The organism is Rathayibacter sp. KR2-224 (assembly GCF_049446075.1).
Classification (GTDB): Bacteria; Actinomycetota; Actinomycetes; order Actinomycetales; family Microbacteriaceae; genus Humibacter.
In genome coordinates this window covers 262,807-278,827 of record NZ_JBMSEB010000001.1, presented here as the reverse complement: position 1 = coordinate 278,827, position 16,021 = coordinate 262,807, and the positions used below count along the sequence as shown (strand labels likewise).

Below are 16,021 nucleotides of genomic sequence, written 5' to 3'. Positions count from 1 at the left end.
AGGAGTACGAAGAAAGCCAATGAGACGAGCCAAGATCGTCGCCACGCTGGGTCCTGCGACATCCAGCTACGAGAACATCCGTGCCATCATCGATGCCGGCGTCGACGTCGCCCGCATGAACCTCAGCCACGGCAGCTACGACGTGCACGAGGCCGTCTACGCCAACGTGCGGCGGGCAGCGGAGGACTCAGGGCGAGCTGTGGCCGTCATGGTCGACCTGCAGGGTCCGAAGATCCGCCTCGGCAAGTTCGAGGGGGGACCCTACGAGCTGGCAGAGGGCGACATCTTCACGATCACGACCGACGACATCGTCGGTGACCAGCAGACCTCGTCGACCACGTTCAAGGGCCTGCCGAACGACGTGAAGGCGGGCGACCCCCTCCTCATCGACGACGGCAAAGTGACGCTGCGCGTGCTCGAGGTGGACGGGCCACGCGTGAAGACCCAGGTGGTCGTGCCCGGCCCCGTCTCGAACAACAAGGGCATCAACCTGCCTGGCGTCGCCGTGAACGTTCCCGCGCTCAGCGACAAGGACGAGGCCGACCTGCGGTGGGGACTCCGACTCGGAACCGACTACATCGCTCTGTCGTTCGTGCGCAACGCGGGCGACATCGAGCGCGTGCACGAGATCATGGACGAGGAGGGCCGCCGCGTGCCCGTCATCGCCAAGATCGAGAAGCCGCAGGCGGTCGACGCGCTCGAAGAGATCGTCGACGCGTTCGATGCCATCATGGTGGCCCGTGGCGACCTCGGTGTGGAGCTTCCCCTCGAGGCCGTGCCGATCGTGCAGAAGCGCGCCGTCGAGATCTCTCGCCGCATGGCCAAGCCGGTCATCGTCGCGACGCAGGTGCTCGAGTCGATGATCACGAGCCCGCGGCCGACGCGTGCTGAGGCATCCGACTGCGCCAACGCCGTGCTCGACGGCACCGACGCCGTCATGCTCTCGGGCGAGACCAGCGTGGGGGAGTACCCGGTGGTGACCGTGCAGACCATGGCACGCATCATCGAGTCGACGGAGGAGCACGGGCTGGAGCGCATCCCGCCGCTCGGCACCACTCCGCGCACACAGGGCGGCGCCATCACGCTCGCCGCTGCCGAGGTCGCCGACTTCGTCGGAGCCAAGTACCTCTGCGTCTTCACCGAGTCCGGCGACTCGGCGCGCCGCATGTCACGCCTGCGCTCGAAGATCCCCATGAAGGCGTTCACGACCAACGAGAGCATCCGCCGCCGGCTGGCACTCACCTGGGGAATCGAGTCGTTCCTCGTCGACCGGGTGACGCACACGGATCAGATGATGGGGCAGGTCGACGACGTGCTCATCGGCAAGAACCTTGCACAGGTCGGCGACAAGGTCGTGGTGATCTCCGGTTCGCCTCCCGGAATCTCCGGCTCGACCAACGACGTGCGCGTGCATGTCGTCGGCGACGTGCACAACGAGGCCGCGCCGGCATACGCCGCTCTGAGGTAACCGCTTAGTCGTTCGGCAGCCCGAGGAGCTTGCGCACCTCGGCATCCGTCGTCTGAGTGAAGTCGCGGTACCACTGGCCGATCGCGAAGAAGCCCGGTGGCCGTGCGACGCACACGACGGCGTCCGCGTCGACGCCGGGTCGCGGCTGCCAGTCCGGGGGAGCGACGGGAACCGCAAGCACGACGGATGCCGCGCCGTGCGCTCGTGCGACTGCGCACGCAGCGCGGGCGGTCGCTCCCGTCGCCAGGCCGTCGTCGACGACGACGGCCGTGGTGCCGCGCAGCTCGACCGGATGCCTGCCCTCCCGGTACCTGTGCACGCGCCGTTCCAGCTCGGCACGCTCGCGCTGCTCGACCCGAGCCAGCTGCTCGTCCGTCACGCCCATGACGCGGATGAGCGTCTGGTCGAGTACGCGAACGCCCTCGCCGATCGCACCCATCGCGACTTCCTCGTTGCGTGGCAGGCCGAGTTTGCGCACCAGGATCACGTCCAGCGGAACTCCTAGCGCCTCGGCAACGGGCGCGGCGACGGGAACTCCTCCCCGGGGAATTCCGAGAACGACCGTTCCCTGCCATGCCTCGCGGTACGGCAGGCAGGCAGTCGCAAGCCTGCGTCCGGCATCCAGTCGGTCCTGGAAGATCATGCCAACTCCCTCGCGTTGCCGCCGACTGGACGGCAACGGTCATGAAGCGCGAGCCTCTTGCGGCGATCCGGTCTTGGAGAGCGGATCGGCGATGTCCTCCAGAGACCTGTTCTCGGCTTTCACCCCGAGGAAGACTTCGACGAGGCCAGCGGCGATCATGAGTCCGGCGCCGATGAAGTATCCAAGGGCGACGGCGCTGATCCCCATAGAGACGAACTGGCCGAACAAGAGCGGACCTACGATTCCGCCAAGGCCTGTGCCGACCGCGTAGAAGAATGCGATCGCCATGGCCCTCGTCTCCATCGGGAAGATCTCGCTCACCGTGAGGTAGGCGGCGCTCGCGCCCGCCGAAGCGAAGAAGAACACGACGACCCAGCAGACGGTGAGCCACGTCGCATCCAGGATCCGGGCGTCGAACAGGATGCCCGTGGCGACGAGCAGCACGCCGCTGCCGATGTACGACAGCGAGATCATCACCTTGCGGCCGACGGAGTCGAACAGCCTGCCGAGCAACAGCGGTCCGAGGAAGTTTCCGACCGCGATCGGTACCAGAGCCCACGGTGCCACATCGTCGGGAACGTGCAAGAGCTTCGTCAGAACGAGCGCGTAGGTGAAGAAGACCGCGTTGTAGAGGAACGCTTGTCCGATGAACAACGAAAGGCCGAGCACGAACCGCTTCGGATACTTCGTGGCCGCCACGCGGGCGATCTCGCCGAACCCGGTCGACTTGCGTTGTTTGATCTCGATCGTCTCGTCGCCGGCGACGTCGGGCAGCTTCTCGCCGGTGTCCTCTTCGACCTGCTTCTCGATGTCGGCCACCTCGGTGTCGGCCTCGCGGTCCAACCCGTGGATGAACATCCATCTGGGCGATTCCGGAACGTTGCGCCGCACCAGCAGGATGGTGAGCCCCAGCACGGCTCCGAGCCCGAACGCGAGGCGCCAGCCCAGCTCGGGAGCGAAGATCGAGGTGTTCAACAGGAGCACCGTGAGCATCGCACCGAACGCGGTGCCCAGCCAGTACGACCCGTTGATGGCGAGATCGACGACGCCCCGCCGCTTCGCCGGGATCAGCTCGTCGATCGCCGAGTTGATCGCCGAATACTCCCCGCCGATGCCGGCACCCGTGAAGAAGCGGCAGGCGAAGAACCACACCGGTGAAAACGAGAACGCCGTCGCCACGGTGGCGACCAGATACACGCCGAGCGTGATCATGAACAGCTTCTTGCGCCCGAACCTGTCCGTCAGGTAGCCGAACACCAGCGCTCCGACGCACGCCCCGGCGACGTAGATCGCTGCGGCGAGTCCGATGTCGCCCGGGGTCAGACCCAGGCCGCTGGACTTCTCGGTGAGCCGGCTGCCGATGGCACCGACTATGGTCACCTCCAGTCCGTCCAGGATCCACACCGTGCCGAGGCCGACCACGACCATCCAGTGCCACTTCGACCACGGCAGCCGGTCCATTCTGGATGGGATGCTCGTGCGGATCGTTCTCAGCTCGTGTGCGGTCATGCGTCCTCCTCGGCAGACAGCCGTGACGCTACGAGCAGCGCAATGCGCACTTCAACCCCTTGCACTGCGCTTCCGCAACGGGCCAGGTCGTGCTATCCGAGGTCGGGAGCCACCGAGGTCAGCGTGGGGAACTTGGCCGTACGACCGTCTCCCGACGACCTCCCCGTGAGCCGGCGACCGATCCAGGGCAGTACGTACTCCCGGTAGTAGCCGAGCGACGGCCTGCGCCTCCCGATCGGCTGCTGCGACGCGACCTCGTCGACGCGCCACTCGGGCGGGACGGGTGCGCGAAGTGCCGTCAGAACATTCGAGGCGACGCGGGCATGGCCGAAGGCGTTGAGGTGCAGACGGTCCAGCGACCAGTAGCGTAGATCACGCAGAACGGGGTCGGCGAAGTTGTCGACGAACGTGACCCGCGCGTCATCCGTCGCGCTGTCGTGCACGAATGCGCGAACGCGCTCTGCGAGCAGATCGCCCCTGCGCTGCACCGTGCGGCCGCCGGGCAGGTTGTCGCTCGGGTTCGCTCCGCTCAGCAGAAGAACGTGGATCCCGGCCGCCGCGGCCTTCTGCACCGCGTCTGCTGTGCGAGCCGCCACGTCATCGACCGAGACACGGGGACGCATGATGTCGTTCCCGCCCCCGTTGATGCTGATGAGTTGTGGATGCATGCCGATCGCGGCATCCAGCTGCTCTCCGACGATCGAGTCGAGCTTGCGACCGCGGATGGCGAGGTTCGCGTAGAGCACGGGCTCTCCGGCAGCCTCAGCCAGGCCGGCAGCCACGAGGTCCGCCCAGCCGCGAACCCTGCCGTCCGGCAGTTCGTCCCCTACACCCTCGGTGAAGCTGTCTCCGATCGCGACGAAGCTGGTGAACATGTCTCAACCGTATCCGCGCTCATGGGACCCACCGGCACGAGCGCCACCCGGCGGTACTATCGAGAGGATCTCAGGGCGGACGCTTTCGCCCGGCCGGCCCTGCCCGTAGACCAACATCTGACCACCCGCTTCTCAAAGCCCTCGGAAGGAATACTCGAAGATGATCGCTCGGCCCCCGAAGGGTGAACTCGACAAGCGCATCGCCGGCGCTGTGTTCGTGCTGTTCTGGATCGTCGCCATCGCGGCCTGGATCGTCGCGGGCACGGCCCTCGGCAACGCGGGCGCGTGGCAGCCGTTCATCGTCGACATCGGCATCGTGATAGCGAGCGTCGGCGTGGCGGCACCCTTCCTGAGCACGGTGAAGGGGTTCGGGCTTGCGCTCCTGTTCGCGCTGATCGCCGTAGCCGGCTTCGCGCTCGGAGACTTCGGCCACATCGTGCCGCTCGTCTACTTCCTGCGCATCGCCGTCCCGTTCTTCGCCGTCTTGATCGCTCCCACGTTCAAGCTGGCCAACGGTGTGAAGGTCTTCGCCTGATACGCAGCCTCGTAACGCGAGCGACCCGGGTGCCTGCAGTGGGCATCCGGGTCGTGTCGTCTGCGGCGTGTGCGGTCAGAAGCGCCTGGTGAACGGCAGCGGTTTGCGCATGCGGATGAGCAGAAGCAGCGGGACCACGATGTACGGGAGGTTGAACGCGAGGAAGACCGCAGGGTTGGGAGTACGCTCGGCCGCCGAGCCGAAGAACTCCACGCCGAAGATCGGGATGCCGGTCAGCGAGATGATCATGGTGGCGTAGATGACGCTCGGAAGCTGGATCCAGTTCCACCTGCGCGCGATGGCGATGATCAGCAGCACATAGAACGCGACGTAGATGAACGCCGAGGTGCCGCTGATGAAACGCAGCCACACCGGATGCGATTGGTACAGCGGATCGAAGTTCGACGCATACCAGTAGTTCCACTGCACGAGGATGTTGGGGGAGTCTTTCACCTGGTCCAGCCCGAGGCCCTCGACCGAGTCGCTGATGATGCAGGTCACGATGAACGCGGAGAAGATGACCAGGAAGAAGATGTCGATCGGCCGCTTCGACAGCGGCAGGTTGGCCGGTTTCGCGGTCGGATGAGCGGATGCCTGCGCGGGCTCTACCCGGGCAGGCGAGGTGGAAGAAGTGCGGACTTCTGACATGCTCGGCAGACTATCGCGGCGCCGAAGCCGTACCGGCTCTGCGCTCGTCAGCGCGGCGCGGGAAGATCGATGTTCCAGTGCCGCGACACCGTGACGAAGTACTCCTCCAGTGACGAATCGTGCTCTGCCGGGCCTTTCATCACACTGAACCTGCTGATGACGCGCTGGGTGCCTTCGGCATCGCCGTAGAGCACATCGACCAGCACGAAGTCGTCTGCCCGCACGCGCTCGGCCACGCGGCGATACGCCTCCGACTGCGGGTCGCGGATGGCCACCTGCACGAACCCCGCGTACTGCGTGGGAACGTAGATGTCGCGCGTCAGCCGGTGGAAGTCCGAAGGCGAGGCGGGCGGCGCAGACGGGCCTTCCGGAATGCTCCAGCCGTGCAGCACCGCGATGCCCGAGCCGACGTTGCGCACCGACATCACGAGCGCGACCACCGACGCGTCGACCTCCATGCTTGCGCGCCCGCCCTCGACGACGAGCCACCGTCCGTCCATGAAACGAACCTTCTGCCGGTCATCGGTGAAGCTGGAGGGCAGCAGTAGTGGCCGCAGGCCCTCGAGAAGCGCCCGCTCCGCAAGCCGTGCCGACCGGTTCGCCGACCGCGTCGAGACGAACGTGGCCACTGCCAGAACGAGCGTTCCGATCGCGGTGCCGAAATCTGCTAAGACTGGCCAGTCCACGTGGTCTCCTTGTCGTCGGTCGCGACCAGCGTGACGCATCGGCGTCGCGCCCGTCCGCGCACACGCCGACGGCCCGGTGCGAGGAATGCACCGGGCCGTCGGGTTCGGGTAGCGGCCTCCACGCCGCGAGTGCCTTACGGCAGGTAGTAGGTCGGGTTCGGGAGCTTGATGGTGCGGTCGGCGTGGCCACCGATGAGGTCGCTGAACTGGTCACCGAAGTTGGCGACGACGTCGTACTTGCCGCCAGCCGAGGACTCCACGTGCGCTCTGGTCTGCGACTTGTACTCGATGGTCGTGCAACTCGCCGCGGCGCAATGGATGTACGAGGGCTGCTGCGAGGCGCCCTGCCCCGTCCACTTCGTGTAGTAGTTCGCGGCCGTGAAGCCCGTGTAACCCACCTTCGCCAGGTTGCCGAGCGTTGCATCCTTCTGGTTGTCGTTTCGACCCGTGAGGCCGATGACCGTGCAGCCGGCCTTCTGCGCGGCGCGTTGCAGCGCGACCATGCCTGGAACGGCGGGGAAGCGCTGGCCCTGCACCCAGACATCCTGTTCGGCGGGGTTGTAGTTGAAGTGCATGTCGCCGACTTCCATGTCGTACGTCCACAGCGTGGTGTCGTCGGCGTCGAGCACGATGGCCGGGTTCCTGTGCAGCTTCTTCTCGATGAAGCACTGCGCGGCCACGACAGGCGTCTGTAGAGCCACGATGCGACGCATCTCGGAGATGTACGGCGAGGAGTCCTTGTTCGCGATGCCCGTTCCGGGGTCGCCGTAGTAGGTGGCGATGGTCTTCTTCACCGAGTCGATGTTCGGAATGCCTTCACCGCCTTCCGTTGCTCCGCTCGAGCCGTCCGGCTTCATGGTGAAGTGCGTGCGCGGCGCGAGCTTGGGCTCCGAGACTCCTGGCAGGTCGGGGGATGGCAGGTAGTAGGTGGGGTTGGGCAGCTTGAGGATGCTGTCGGCGAATCCGCCCTGCAGGTCGGACCACTGGTCGCCCACGTTGAGCGTGATCGTGTAGCCCAGGTCCTGCTCGATGTGCTTGCGCGTGAGCGCCTTGTACTCGACGGTGGTGCAACTGGTGGTTGCACAGGTGACGTACGGCGGCTGCTGCGAAGCGCCCTTGCCCGTCCATTTGGTGAAGGAGTCGTCGGACGTGAAGGCCGTGTACCCGACCTTGGCGAGGTTGCCGAGCGTCGCCGCCTTCTGGTCGTCGTTGCGTCCGGTCAGGCCGAACACCGTGTATCCGACGGCCGCCGCCGCGTTCACGAAAGCGACCATGCCTGGAACCGCGGGGAAGCGCTGGCCCTGCACCCAGACATCCTGCTCGGCAGGGTTGTAGTTGAAGTGCATGTCGCCGACTTCCATGTCGTACGTCCACAGCGTGGTGTCGTCGGCGTCGAAGACGACGGCGGGCTTCTCGCCCTTGGCAACCGCGGCGTCATACGCGGGCTTCAACTGGGCGGTCGCCTTGGCGACGATGCCCTGCAGTTCGGTGATGTAGGGGGAGGCATTCTTGTTCGCGATGCCAGCGCCTGGGTCCCCGTAGTAGGTGTAGATGGTCTTCTTCACCGAATCGATGTTCGGGATGCCGTCGCCACCCTGTGTCGCGCCGCTCGACCCGTCAGGCGCCATCGTGAACTGGGTGCGAGGCGCGAGCTGGGTGCCGTTGCCCCAGCCGCCACCGTCCCATGCTTGCGCCGGAGCCGCTCCGGCCAGCGCCACCCCGACAGCAACGGCGATCGCTGCCGCCCCCGCGAGCATCCTGCCTGCGACGCGATTCCCGCGCCGCCTCGTCGTGATCACGTCGTGATCGGATTGCATCGCACACCCCTCGTGCCAGGCCTTGTGCAGCAAGGCCGCCCTCTGCCGCTGATACACCCCTTACGGGGGCCTCCGTGCACCGTATCGACGGGATGCGCCGATCGCCAGAACCGTTCGCCAGCTTTGCTCATCTGAGCCGGGCGGCGGGGGAGCAGGGGTCTGGCAGCAACCAGAGCGAGCTCGGGCCGCTCTCGCCTCAATCGCGCGTGTTCGCGACCTCGCCGCATCGAACTCGCGCGCGCCGCGCGCGGTTCGAGTCCCGCTCCGTCGCATATGCGATGTGGGGAGCGCCCTCAGGCGCTCCCCACATCGCAGTGCCGGTGGTGGGACTCGAACCCACACGCCCTTTCGGACAAAGCATTTTGAGTGCTCCGCGTCTGCCATTCCGCCACACCGGCGCGACTGCCGTTGTTCACCTTATCGCGGCCCAGCCCCTTGTCGTATCGAGCCAATGATCCTAGCCCCATGGCCTCGAACACCCCGAGGCCGGGATGTTCAGCAACGCCACCTCCGCGCCACCTCCGACGCAATTCAGGACCAGCCCGGGTTCGACCCGAGTATGCGGTCGAACCGCCTGTCCTCCTGAATTGCGCAGGTGGATGCTCTCGCGCGACGCGACGTGAGCCCGAGCGTCTCGCTCCGCCGCGGTCCGGGTTTCGCCGCTCATCCGCTCGATCGCCCACACCGCGGCTTCTCCGCTGATCGGCCCATTGCGTTCGAAGACGAGAGCGGGCCCGGAGCACCGAACCTCAATCGCCCATACCGTAGGCTTGTTCACCGTGACCGACACTGAGAACACCGCTGCACCGCGCCGAGTCGTCGTCGCGGAAGACGAGTCGCTGATCCGTCTCGACATCGTGGAGATTCTGCGAGACAACGGGTTCGAGGTGGTCGGCGAAGCCGGCGATGGCGAGACGGCCGTCGCCCTCGCCACCGAGCTGCGCCCTGACCTCGTCATCATGGACGTCAAGATGCCGCAGCTCGATGGCATCTCCGCCGCCGAGCGCCTCTCCAAGAACCACATCGCGCCGGTCGTGCTGCTGACGGCATTCAGCCAGAAGGAACTCGTCGAGCGTGCGACCGAGGCAGGCGCACTCGCCTACGTGGTGAAGCCCTTCACGCCCAACGACCTGTTGCCAGCGATCGAGATCGCGCTGGCACGTTACGCGCAGATCATCGCCCTCGAGTCCGAGGTCGCCGACCTGAACGAACGCTTCGAGACACGCAAGCTCGTCGACCGGGCCAAGGGTCTGCTCAACGAGAAGATGGGGCTCACGGAGCCGGAGGCGTTCCGCTGGATCCAGAAGGCATCCATGGACCGCAGACTCACCATGCATGACGTCGCGAAAGCCATCATCGACCAGCTCGCCCCCAAGAAGTGAGTCCGGAGAGCTCAATGCGAAGCGTTGAGCTCGGAGGACTCAGATCGAGCAGCCGCACCGCAGGTGCAGCGGTCGAGATCTCCGCTGGAGAGCTCAATGCGAAGCGTTGAGACTTGAGGCTTAGCCCAGGTCTTTGATCAGATTCGTGATCCGGATGGTCGAGCAGCGCCGACCGCGGTCATCCGAGACGGCGATCTCGTGGGTCGTGAGGGTTCGTCCGAGGTGGATGGGCGTGCACACACCGGTGACGATGCCGCTCGTCGCCGACCGCGTGTGCGTCGCGTTGATCTCGATACCCACTGCCAGCCTGCCTTCGCCCGCCCAGAGGTTCGCCGACATGGATCCCAGACTTTCGCCGAGCACCACGTAGGCGCCGCCGTGCAGGAGATTCGCCGGCTGCGTGTTGCCATCCACCGGCATCGTCGCCACCGCCCGATCGATCGAGAACTCGATCATCTCGATGCCCATCTTGGCGGCAAGGGCTCCCATTCCGCGCTCCGTGACGTAGGCGAGAGCGTCGGCTGCGGCATCCATTCCGTGGGTCTGCGACATGATGCTCCTGGTCATGCTCGGCGGGATCTAGGGGTGTGTTCGCGTCGCGCCGCTCGACACCCTCAATCGGCCCTACCGCGGATGCAAGCATCCGTGTCGGAGCCTCAATCGGGTGTGTTCGCGTCGCGCCGCTCGACACCCTCAATCGGCCCCACCGCGGATGCAAGCATCCGTGTCGGAGCCTCAATCGGGTGTCTGTGGCCGCTTGTAGGCTGGCAGGCGTGTCGGACTCGGAAAAGCCTACCCTTCTCATCGTCGACGGCCATTCGCTGGCTTTCCGGGCCTTCTACGCGCTGCCCGTGGACAGTTTCACGACGCGTGACGGCCAGCACACGAACGCCATCCACGGCTTCCTTTCGATGCTGCTCCTCCTTCTGCAGAACGAGCGGCCGAGCCACCTGGCCGTCGCATTCGACGTCTCCAGATACTCGTTCCGCACGAAGGAGTACGCCGACTACAAGGGAACGCGCGGGGTGACGCCGCCCGAGTTCTCCGGCCAGGTGCCCCTCCTGCAGGAGGCGCTCGTCGCCATGAACATCCCGATTCTCGAGAAGGATGACTACGAGGCAGACGACATTCTCGCAACGCTCGCGACACAGGGAGCTGCGCAGGGCTATCGAGTGCTCGTGGTCTCCGGCGATCGCGACACGATCCAACTCGTCAACGACGACACCACCCTGCTGTACCCCAACGTGCGGGGCGTCTCCGAACTGAAGCGGTACGACAAGCAGGCCGTGTTCGACAGGTACGGCATTCCACCCGAGAAATATCCCGAGGTCGCTGCCCTCGTCGGCGAAACGAGCGACAACCTGCCTGGCATCGACAAGGTCGGCGAGAAAACCGCAGTCAAATGGGTGCTGCAGTATGGCGACGTCGAGAACCTTCTTGCGCACGCGGACGAGATCAAAGGCGTCGTCGGGCAGAACCTCCGCGACCAGAAAGAAAACGCCCTGCGCAACCGGCGACTCAACGAACTGGTGCGCGACGTGGAGCTTCCGGTCGGCCCTTCCGATCTGGCCCGTCGTCCGATGAACGAGCAAGCCGTGCGAGACGTGTTCGCGCGGCTCGAGTTCCGAACCCTGCTGGAGCGAGTGTTCAAGCTGATCGAGGGCGACGGATCCGACACGGGAGCGGTCACCGGCGCACAGCTGGGCACGATCGTGACGCCCGAACCGCAGGAGCTCGAGGGGGAGAAGCTGCGCGGATGGCTGTCGCAAGCATCCGCGGATGGGTCACGTGCCATCGCGGTGCAGCTCGACCTCGCGGGCCCTTGGCTTGCCGGCGTCGGCCTTTCCACCGACGATGCCTCTGCGTACGTCAAGGCCGGGGAGAACCACGCGCTCGACGGCGCGCTCACCGAGTGGTTGGCATCCGAATCGCCCAAGTGGTTCTACGACGCGAAGAATCAGCTCAAGGCCCTGCATGCCGCAGGCATCCAGGTGGGCGGGCTCGCTTGCGATGCGCGCGTGGCGATCTGGCTCGTGAACCCCAACCGCACACCCTCCGGGCTCGCGGACCAGGTATACGAGGTGCTGGGCGAGCAGATGCCGCAGTCGGACCCCGCGCAACTCGTTCCCGAGGTCGAGCCGGTGGGCGCCGGCACGGAGGCGTGGTACGTACACCGGGTCGCCGACGCGGTGTCCGTCGCGCTGGAAGAGAACACGCGACGGGTGCTGGAGACGATCGAGTTGCCCATCACCGGAGTGCTCGCCCGTATGGAGCGCAACGGGGTCGCGATCGACCGAGACATACTCCGCACCCAGCGCGAGGAGCTGACGGTGCGCGCTGACGGCCTTGCCCAAGCCGCCTACACGGAGATCGGCCACGAGGTGAACCTCGGTTCACCCAAACAGCTGCAGCAGGTGCTCTTCGACGAGCTCGGCATGCCAAAGACCAGGTCGACGAAGACCGGCTACTCGACGGATGCCGGATCCCTCGCCGACCTGCAGGAGAAGAACCCGCATCCGTTCCTCGACCTGCTTCTGCAGCATCGCGACGCCACGAAGCTCAAGCAGATCATCGAGACGCTGGAGAAGTCTGTGGGAGCGGATGCTCGCATCCACACCACCTATGACCAGACCGGCACCTCCACGGGTCGCATCTCCTCCAACGACCCGAACCTGCAGAACATCCCGGTGCGCACCGAGGTGGGCAAGCAGATCCGTTCGGCGTTCGTGCGCGGCGAAGGCTACGAGACGCTGCTCACAGCGGACTACTCGCAGATCGAGATGCGCATCATGGCGCACCTGAGCGAAGACGCCGGCCTGATCGAGGCGTTCAACGCAGGTGAAGACCTGCACCGCTTCGTGGGTGCCCGCATTTTCGGCGTCGCACCGGAAGACGTGACTCCGATCATGCGCACCAAGGTGAAGGCCATGTCGTACGGTCTGGCATACGGTCTCAGCGCGTTCGGCTTGTCGAAGCAGCTTCGCATCGAAACGGCAGAGGCCCGTCAGCTGATGACCGACTACTTCGCAAGGTTCGGTGCCGTGCGCGACTACCTACGTGATGTGGTCGAGAAGGCGCGGGTCGACGGCTTCACCGAGACCATCTTCGGGCGCCGCCGCCCGTTCCCCGACCTCACAAGCACCAACCGCGTGCTGCGCGACAACGCGGAACGCGCTGCGCTCAACGCCCCGATCCAGGGGTCTGCGGCCGACATCATGAAGATCGCGATGATCGGCATCGATGCCGACATGCGGGCCGAGCAGCTGTCTTCCCGCATGCTGTTGCAGGTGCACGACGAACTCATCTTCGAGGTGAGTTCGGGGGAGTGGGATGCCGTCGCCGAGATCGTCTCGCGTCGTATGTCCACCGCCGCGGAACTTCGCGTTCCGCTCACCGTGCAGCTCGGCCGAGGCGAGAACTGGGACGCGGCCGCGCACTGAGGCGGGGCCTCGTTCGTCGCTACGGCGCTTCGGGATCCGGTTCGCTCGTGGACCAGTCCTTGTCTTCGGAATGCTTCGGGTCTTCGACGTGCGGGACAGCGTTCCATAGGGCTCGAAGATCCTTGCCCCCACCGCCGAATGGTCCCGGCGCCGCCAGATTGTCGAGGAACTTCTCGATACACTCACCCACGCGCCCAAACTAGCGCGCAAGGTGACGCGTACCCGCCGCTTTGCGGCTGGCGCTGCTCACGGGCTCAATCGGCTCGGAGACGCGAGCGAGCTCGCGTCTCCAACCCTCAATCGCCCATAGGCTGGCGAGCATGACTGAGCAGCAACAGCAGAGAACCCCAACGCCCATCGACGCACTCGCCGAAGAGTGGGTCGACACGCAGCTCGAGCTCATGCCGGAGTGGCACGTCTGGCTCGGACGGCCGGGTCGCGAAGGCGAATACAGCGATCTCTCGCCCGAGGGTCACGAGCGCGTCGCTGAAGCGCAGGCAGACATGCTGCGCCGGGTGCAGGCGACCGAGCCCGTCGACGATGTCGACGTGGTCACCAAGCTCGACCTGGCCCGAGAGCTGGAGCTCGAGTTGGAGAAGCACGAGGCCGGGTTCGCCCAGCGCAACCTGAATGTGATCGCATCGCCCGAGCAGGAGCTTCGCGACATCTTCGATCTGGAGCCCACGACCACCGTCGAGAACTGGGAGGCGATCGCCAAGCGTCTCCACAACCTGCCAGACGCGATGCGGGGCTACATCGCCACGCTGCGCACGGGCATCCAGGCAGGCAACGTTCCTGCCATCCGTCAGGTGCGCGAAGGCGTCGCTCAGGCGAACAAGCAGGTCGGCGGCAACGGCTTCTTCTTCGGGCTGGCGCGCGACGCGAAGGCCGAGAACGGCGAGCTGCCGGAGTCGCTGAAGAACGACCTGCAGAAGGGCGCAGCCGAAGCGGCAGCGGCGTACGGCGAGTTGGCGGTCTTCCTCGAAGACGAACTCGCCGCCCACGCTTCGGAGCAGGATGCCGTCGGCCGCGAAATCTACGCGCTCGCGTCCCGCAGCTTCCTCGGCGCCACCGTCGATCTCGACGAGACCTACGAGTGGGGTGTCGAGGAGTTGCGGCGCATGGTGGACGAACAGGAGGCCATCGCCCGCGAAATAAAGCCGGGCGCATCGGTCGGCGAGGCGATCGAATTCCTCGACGGCGACGCCTCACGCAAGCTGCACGGTACCGATGCCTTGCAGCGCTGGATGCAGGAGACCAGTGATCGTGCCGTGGAAGAGCTCGGTCGCACGCACTTCGACATCCCAGAGCCCATCAGGCAGCTGCAGTGCATGATCGCCCCCACGCAGGAGGGTGGCATCTACTACACCGGCCCCGCTGACGACTTCTCGCGACCGGGACGCATGTGGTGGAGCGTGCCGGAGGGCGTGACCGAGTTCGACACGTGGCGCGAACTGACCACGGTCTACCACGAGGGGGTACCAGGACACCACCTGCAGATCGCCACCGCCACGTACAACAAGGCGCAGCTGAACAGCTGGCGGCGCGTGGCGGGCACGTCCGGTCACGCCGAGGGCTGGGCGCTGTACGCGGAGCGGCTCATGGAGCAGCTCGGCTATCTCGACGACCCGGCGGACCGGCTCGGGATGCTCGACGGCCAGCGGATGCGCGCGGCCCGCGTCGTGCTCGACATCGGCGTGCACCTCGGCAAGCAGCGCCCGGACGGCCAGGGACAGTGGACGGGTGACTACGCATTCGACTTCCTGAAGTCGAACGTCAACATGAACGAGCCCTTCGTGCGGTTCGAGGTGAACCGCTACCTCGGCTGGCCCGGACAGGCGCCGTCGTACAAGATCGGCCAGCGCATCTGGGAGCAGATCCGCGACGAGTACAAGCGTCGCGAGGGTGAGGCATTCGATATCAAGGCGTTCCACAAGAAGGCACTGGACATCGGAGGCGTCGGCCTCGACACGCTGAAGACGGCGCTCCTCGGCTAGCAGCGTTTCCAGCCGTGTCAGCCGAACCGAGCAGGGACAAGCCCCGTTCCTGATGGCGCGCCGTCCTGACCTCACGTCGGTCGAGCGCCGGCTCGACGACGCCGCCCGCCGGCTCCTGGACCGAGCTCCAGGCAGCCGGATCTGGAGCGGCGTCGTCGAGTTCCTCGTGTTCGGAGCCAAGCAGGCATGGGCCTGCGTCTTCGGCGCCGCCCTGCTCGCCGTCATCGTCGCGGCACGGCTCTGGTATCCCCAGGATGCGGCGCTGGCACGCAACGACGCGCTCACCATCGCTGCCATCGTCATCCAGATCGCCATGGTCTGGGGGCGCCTGGAGACCTGGAGCGAGCTTCGCGTCATCGTCGTCTTCCACGTCGTCGGCACGGGCATGGAGCTGTTCAAGACCGATGTGGGCTCGTGGAGTTACGATCCGGGCGGCGTGCTTCGCATCCTGAGCGTGCCGTTGTTCACTGGCTTCATGTATGGCGCGGTCGGCTCCTACATGGTGCGCGTCTACCGGCTGTTCGACCTGAGATTCACCCGCTATCCGCCGCTCTGGCTGACCGCGATCGTCGCCACCGCCATCTACGTCAACTTCTTCACACAGCACTTCATCGTCGACCTTCGGTGGGTGCTTCTGGCAGGCGTGCTGCTCGCCTTCGGTGCCACCGGCATGCATTTCCGCGTGTTCCGGCACACCCTGCGGATGCCCCTCGTCGCCGCCTTCGCGCTCGTGGCGTTCTTCATCTGGCTGGCGGAGAACATCGCCACGTATTCGCACGCCTGGACCTATCCCGACCAGGTGTCCGCGTGGCATCCGGTGTCACCCGTGAAGCTCGTCTCGTGGTTTCTGCTCATGATCATCTCGGTCGTTCTGGTGACCTGGGTGTACCCGCCCCGGCGCCCGGATGCCCTCGCCGCGCTGCCCGTTGCAGCAGAGGCCGAGTGAGCGCGGAGGACCGGTCCTTGTGTGGCAGCGACAGGAATACCGCTCACACACCTGGCGTTGTTGCATGAGGCTGCC

14 protein-coding genes and 1 tRNA gene are annotated in these 16,021 nt (G+C 65.9%); 6 read left to right on the top strand and 9 right to left on the bottom strand.

What is annotated here, in order from left to right; translation table 11 throughout:
• Positions 1 to 19: 19 nt before the first annotated feature.
• The gene (gene pyk / locus ACO2Q7_RS01320; protein WP_423353844.1) at positions 20 to 1,468 is read left to right on the top strand and encodes a pyruvate kinase; all 1,449 of its coding nucleotides are present in this window, start codon (positions 20 to 22) and stop codon (positions 1,466 to 1,468) included.
• Positions 1,469 to 1,472: 4 nt separating this feature from the next.
• On the opposite strand, the gene ACO2Q7_RS01315 is transcribed toward pyk, so the two are convergent.
• The 3 genes from ACO2Q7_RS01315 to ACO2Q7_RS01305 all read right to left on the bottom strand — a co-directional run bounded on the left by ACO2Q7_RS01315 (position 1,473) and on the right by ACO2Q7_RS01305 (position 4,495).
• Positions 1,473 to 2,111 carry a phosphoribosyltransferase gene (locus ACO2Q7_RS01315; protein WP_423353843.1) on the bottom strand — a complete coding sequence of 213 codons (639 nt, stop codon included), beginning with the start codon at positions 2,109 to 2,111 and terminating at the stop codon, positions 1,473 to 1,475.
• Between the two features lie 39 nt (positions 2,112 to 2,150).
• Positions 2,151 to 3,620: an MFS transporter gene (locus ACO2Q7_RS01310; RefSeq protein ID WP_423353842.1), complete on the bottom strand. Its 1,470-nt coding sequence runs from the start codon at positions 3,618 to 3,620 to the stop codon at positions 2,151 to 2,153.
• A 92-nt stretch (positions 3,621 to 3,712) separates the two neighbouring features.
• Positions 3,713 to 4,495, bottom strand: coding sequence for an SGNH/GDSL hydrolase family protein (locus tag ACO2Q7_RS01305; RefSeq protein WP_423353841.1), 783 nt, complete (start codon positions 4,493 to 4,495; stop codon positions 3,713 to 3,715).
• Positions 4,496 to 4,655: 160 nt separating this feature from the next.
• On the opposite strand from ACO2Q7_RS01305, the gene ACO2Q7_RS01300 reads away from it, so the two are divergent.
• Positions 4,656 to 5,030 carry a hypothetical protein gene (locus ACO2Q7_RS01300; RefSeq protein WP_423353840.1) on the top strand — a complete coding sequence of 125 codons (375 nt, stop codon included), beginning with the start codon at positions 4,656 to 4,658 and terminating at the stop codon, positions 5,028 to 5,030.
• 75 nt (positions 5,031 to 5,105) lie between these two features.
• Here the strand turns inward: ACO2Q7_RS01300 and ACO2Q7_RS01295 are convergent, their stop codons facing one another.
• The 4 genes from ACO2Q7_RS01295 to ACO2Q7_RS01280 form a co-directional block, all read right to left on the bottom strand.
• Complete coding sequence (locus ACO2Q7_RS01295) at positions 5,106 to 5,678, bottom strand: EXPERA domain-containing protein (RefSeq protein WP_423353839.1); 573 nt, start codon at positions 5,676 to 5,678, stop codon at positions 5,106 to 5,108.
• Positions 5,679 to 5,725: 47 nt separating this feature from the next.
• A complete protein-coding gene (locus ACO2Q7_RS01290; protein WP_423353838.1) occupies positions 5,726 to 6,364 on the bottom strand; it encodes a hypothetical protein in 639 nt (212 codons plus the stop codon).
• Positions 6,365 to 6,498: 134 nt separating this feature from the next.
• Entirely contained in the window at positions 6,499 to 8,181 is a 1,683-nt protein-coding gene (locus ACO2Q7_RS01285; RefSeq protein WP_423353837.1) for an HAD family acid phosphatase, read from the bottom strand.
• Between the two features lie 315 nt (positions 8,182 to 8,496).
• Positions 8,497 to 8,579: transfer RNA gene (locus tag ACO2Q7_RS01280), tRNA-Leu, on the bottom strand.
• A 381-nt stretch (positions 8,580 to 8,960) separates the two neighbouring features.
• Here ACO2Q7_RS01280 and ACO2Q7_RS01275 point away from each other — a divergent pair.
• Positions 8,961 to 9,563, top strand: a complete 603-nt coding sequence (locus tag ACO2Q7_RS01275; RefSeq protein WP_325451657.1) for an ANTAR domain-containing response regulator — start codon at positions 8,961 to 8,963, stop codon at positions 9,561 to 9,563.
• A 120-nt stretch (positions 9,564 to 9,683) separates the two neighbouring features.
• Here the strand turns inward: ACO2Q7_RS01275 and ACO2Q7_RS01270 are convergent, their stop codons facing one another.
• The gene (locus ACO2Q7_RS01270; protein WP_423353836.1) at positions 9,684 to 10,115 is read right to left on the bottom strand and encodes a hotdog fold thioesterase; all 432 of its coding nucleotides are present in this window, start codon (positions 10,113 to 10,115) and stop codon (positions 9,684 to 9,686) included.
• Positions 10,116 to 10,336: 221 nt separating this feature from the next.
• Here ACO2Q7_RS01270 and polA point away from each other — a divergent pair, with 221 nt between their 5' ends.
• Positions 10,337 to 13,003, top strand: a complete 2,667-nt coding sequence (gene polA / locus ACO2Q7_RS01265; RefSeq protein WP_423353835.1) for a DNA polymerase I — start codon at positions 10,337 to 10,339, stop codon at positions 13,001 to 13,003.
• A gap of 19 nt (positions 13,004 to 13,022) precedes the next feature.
• Here polA and ACO2Q7_RS01260 read toward each other — a convergent pair whose 3' ends face one another.
• Entirely contained in the window at positions 13,023 to 13,193 is a 171-nt protein-coding gene (locus ACO2Q7_RS01260) for a hypothetical protein (RefSeq protein WP_423353834.1), read from the bottom strand.
• A gap of 130 nt (positions 13,194 to 13,323) precedes the next feature.
• On the opposite strand from ACO2Q7_RS01260, the gene ACO2Q7_RS01255 reads away from it, so the two are divergent.
• Entirely contained in the window at positions 13,324 to 15,000 is a 1,677-nt protein-coding gene (locus ACO2Q7_RS01255; RefSeq protein WP_423353833.1) for a DUF885 domain-containing protein, read from the top strand.
• Between the two features lie 52 nt (positions 15,001 to 15,052).
• Positions 15,053 to 15,946, top strand: coding sequence for a DUF817 domain-containing protein (locus tag ACO2Q7_RS01250; RefSeq protein WP_423353832.1), 894 nt, complete (start codon positions 15,053 to 15,055; stop codon positions 15,944 to 15,946).
• Positions 15,947 to 16,021 lie beyond the last annotated feature (75 nt).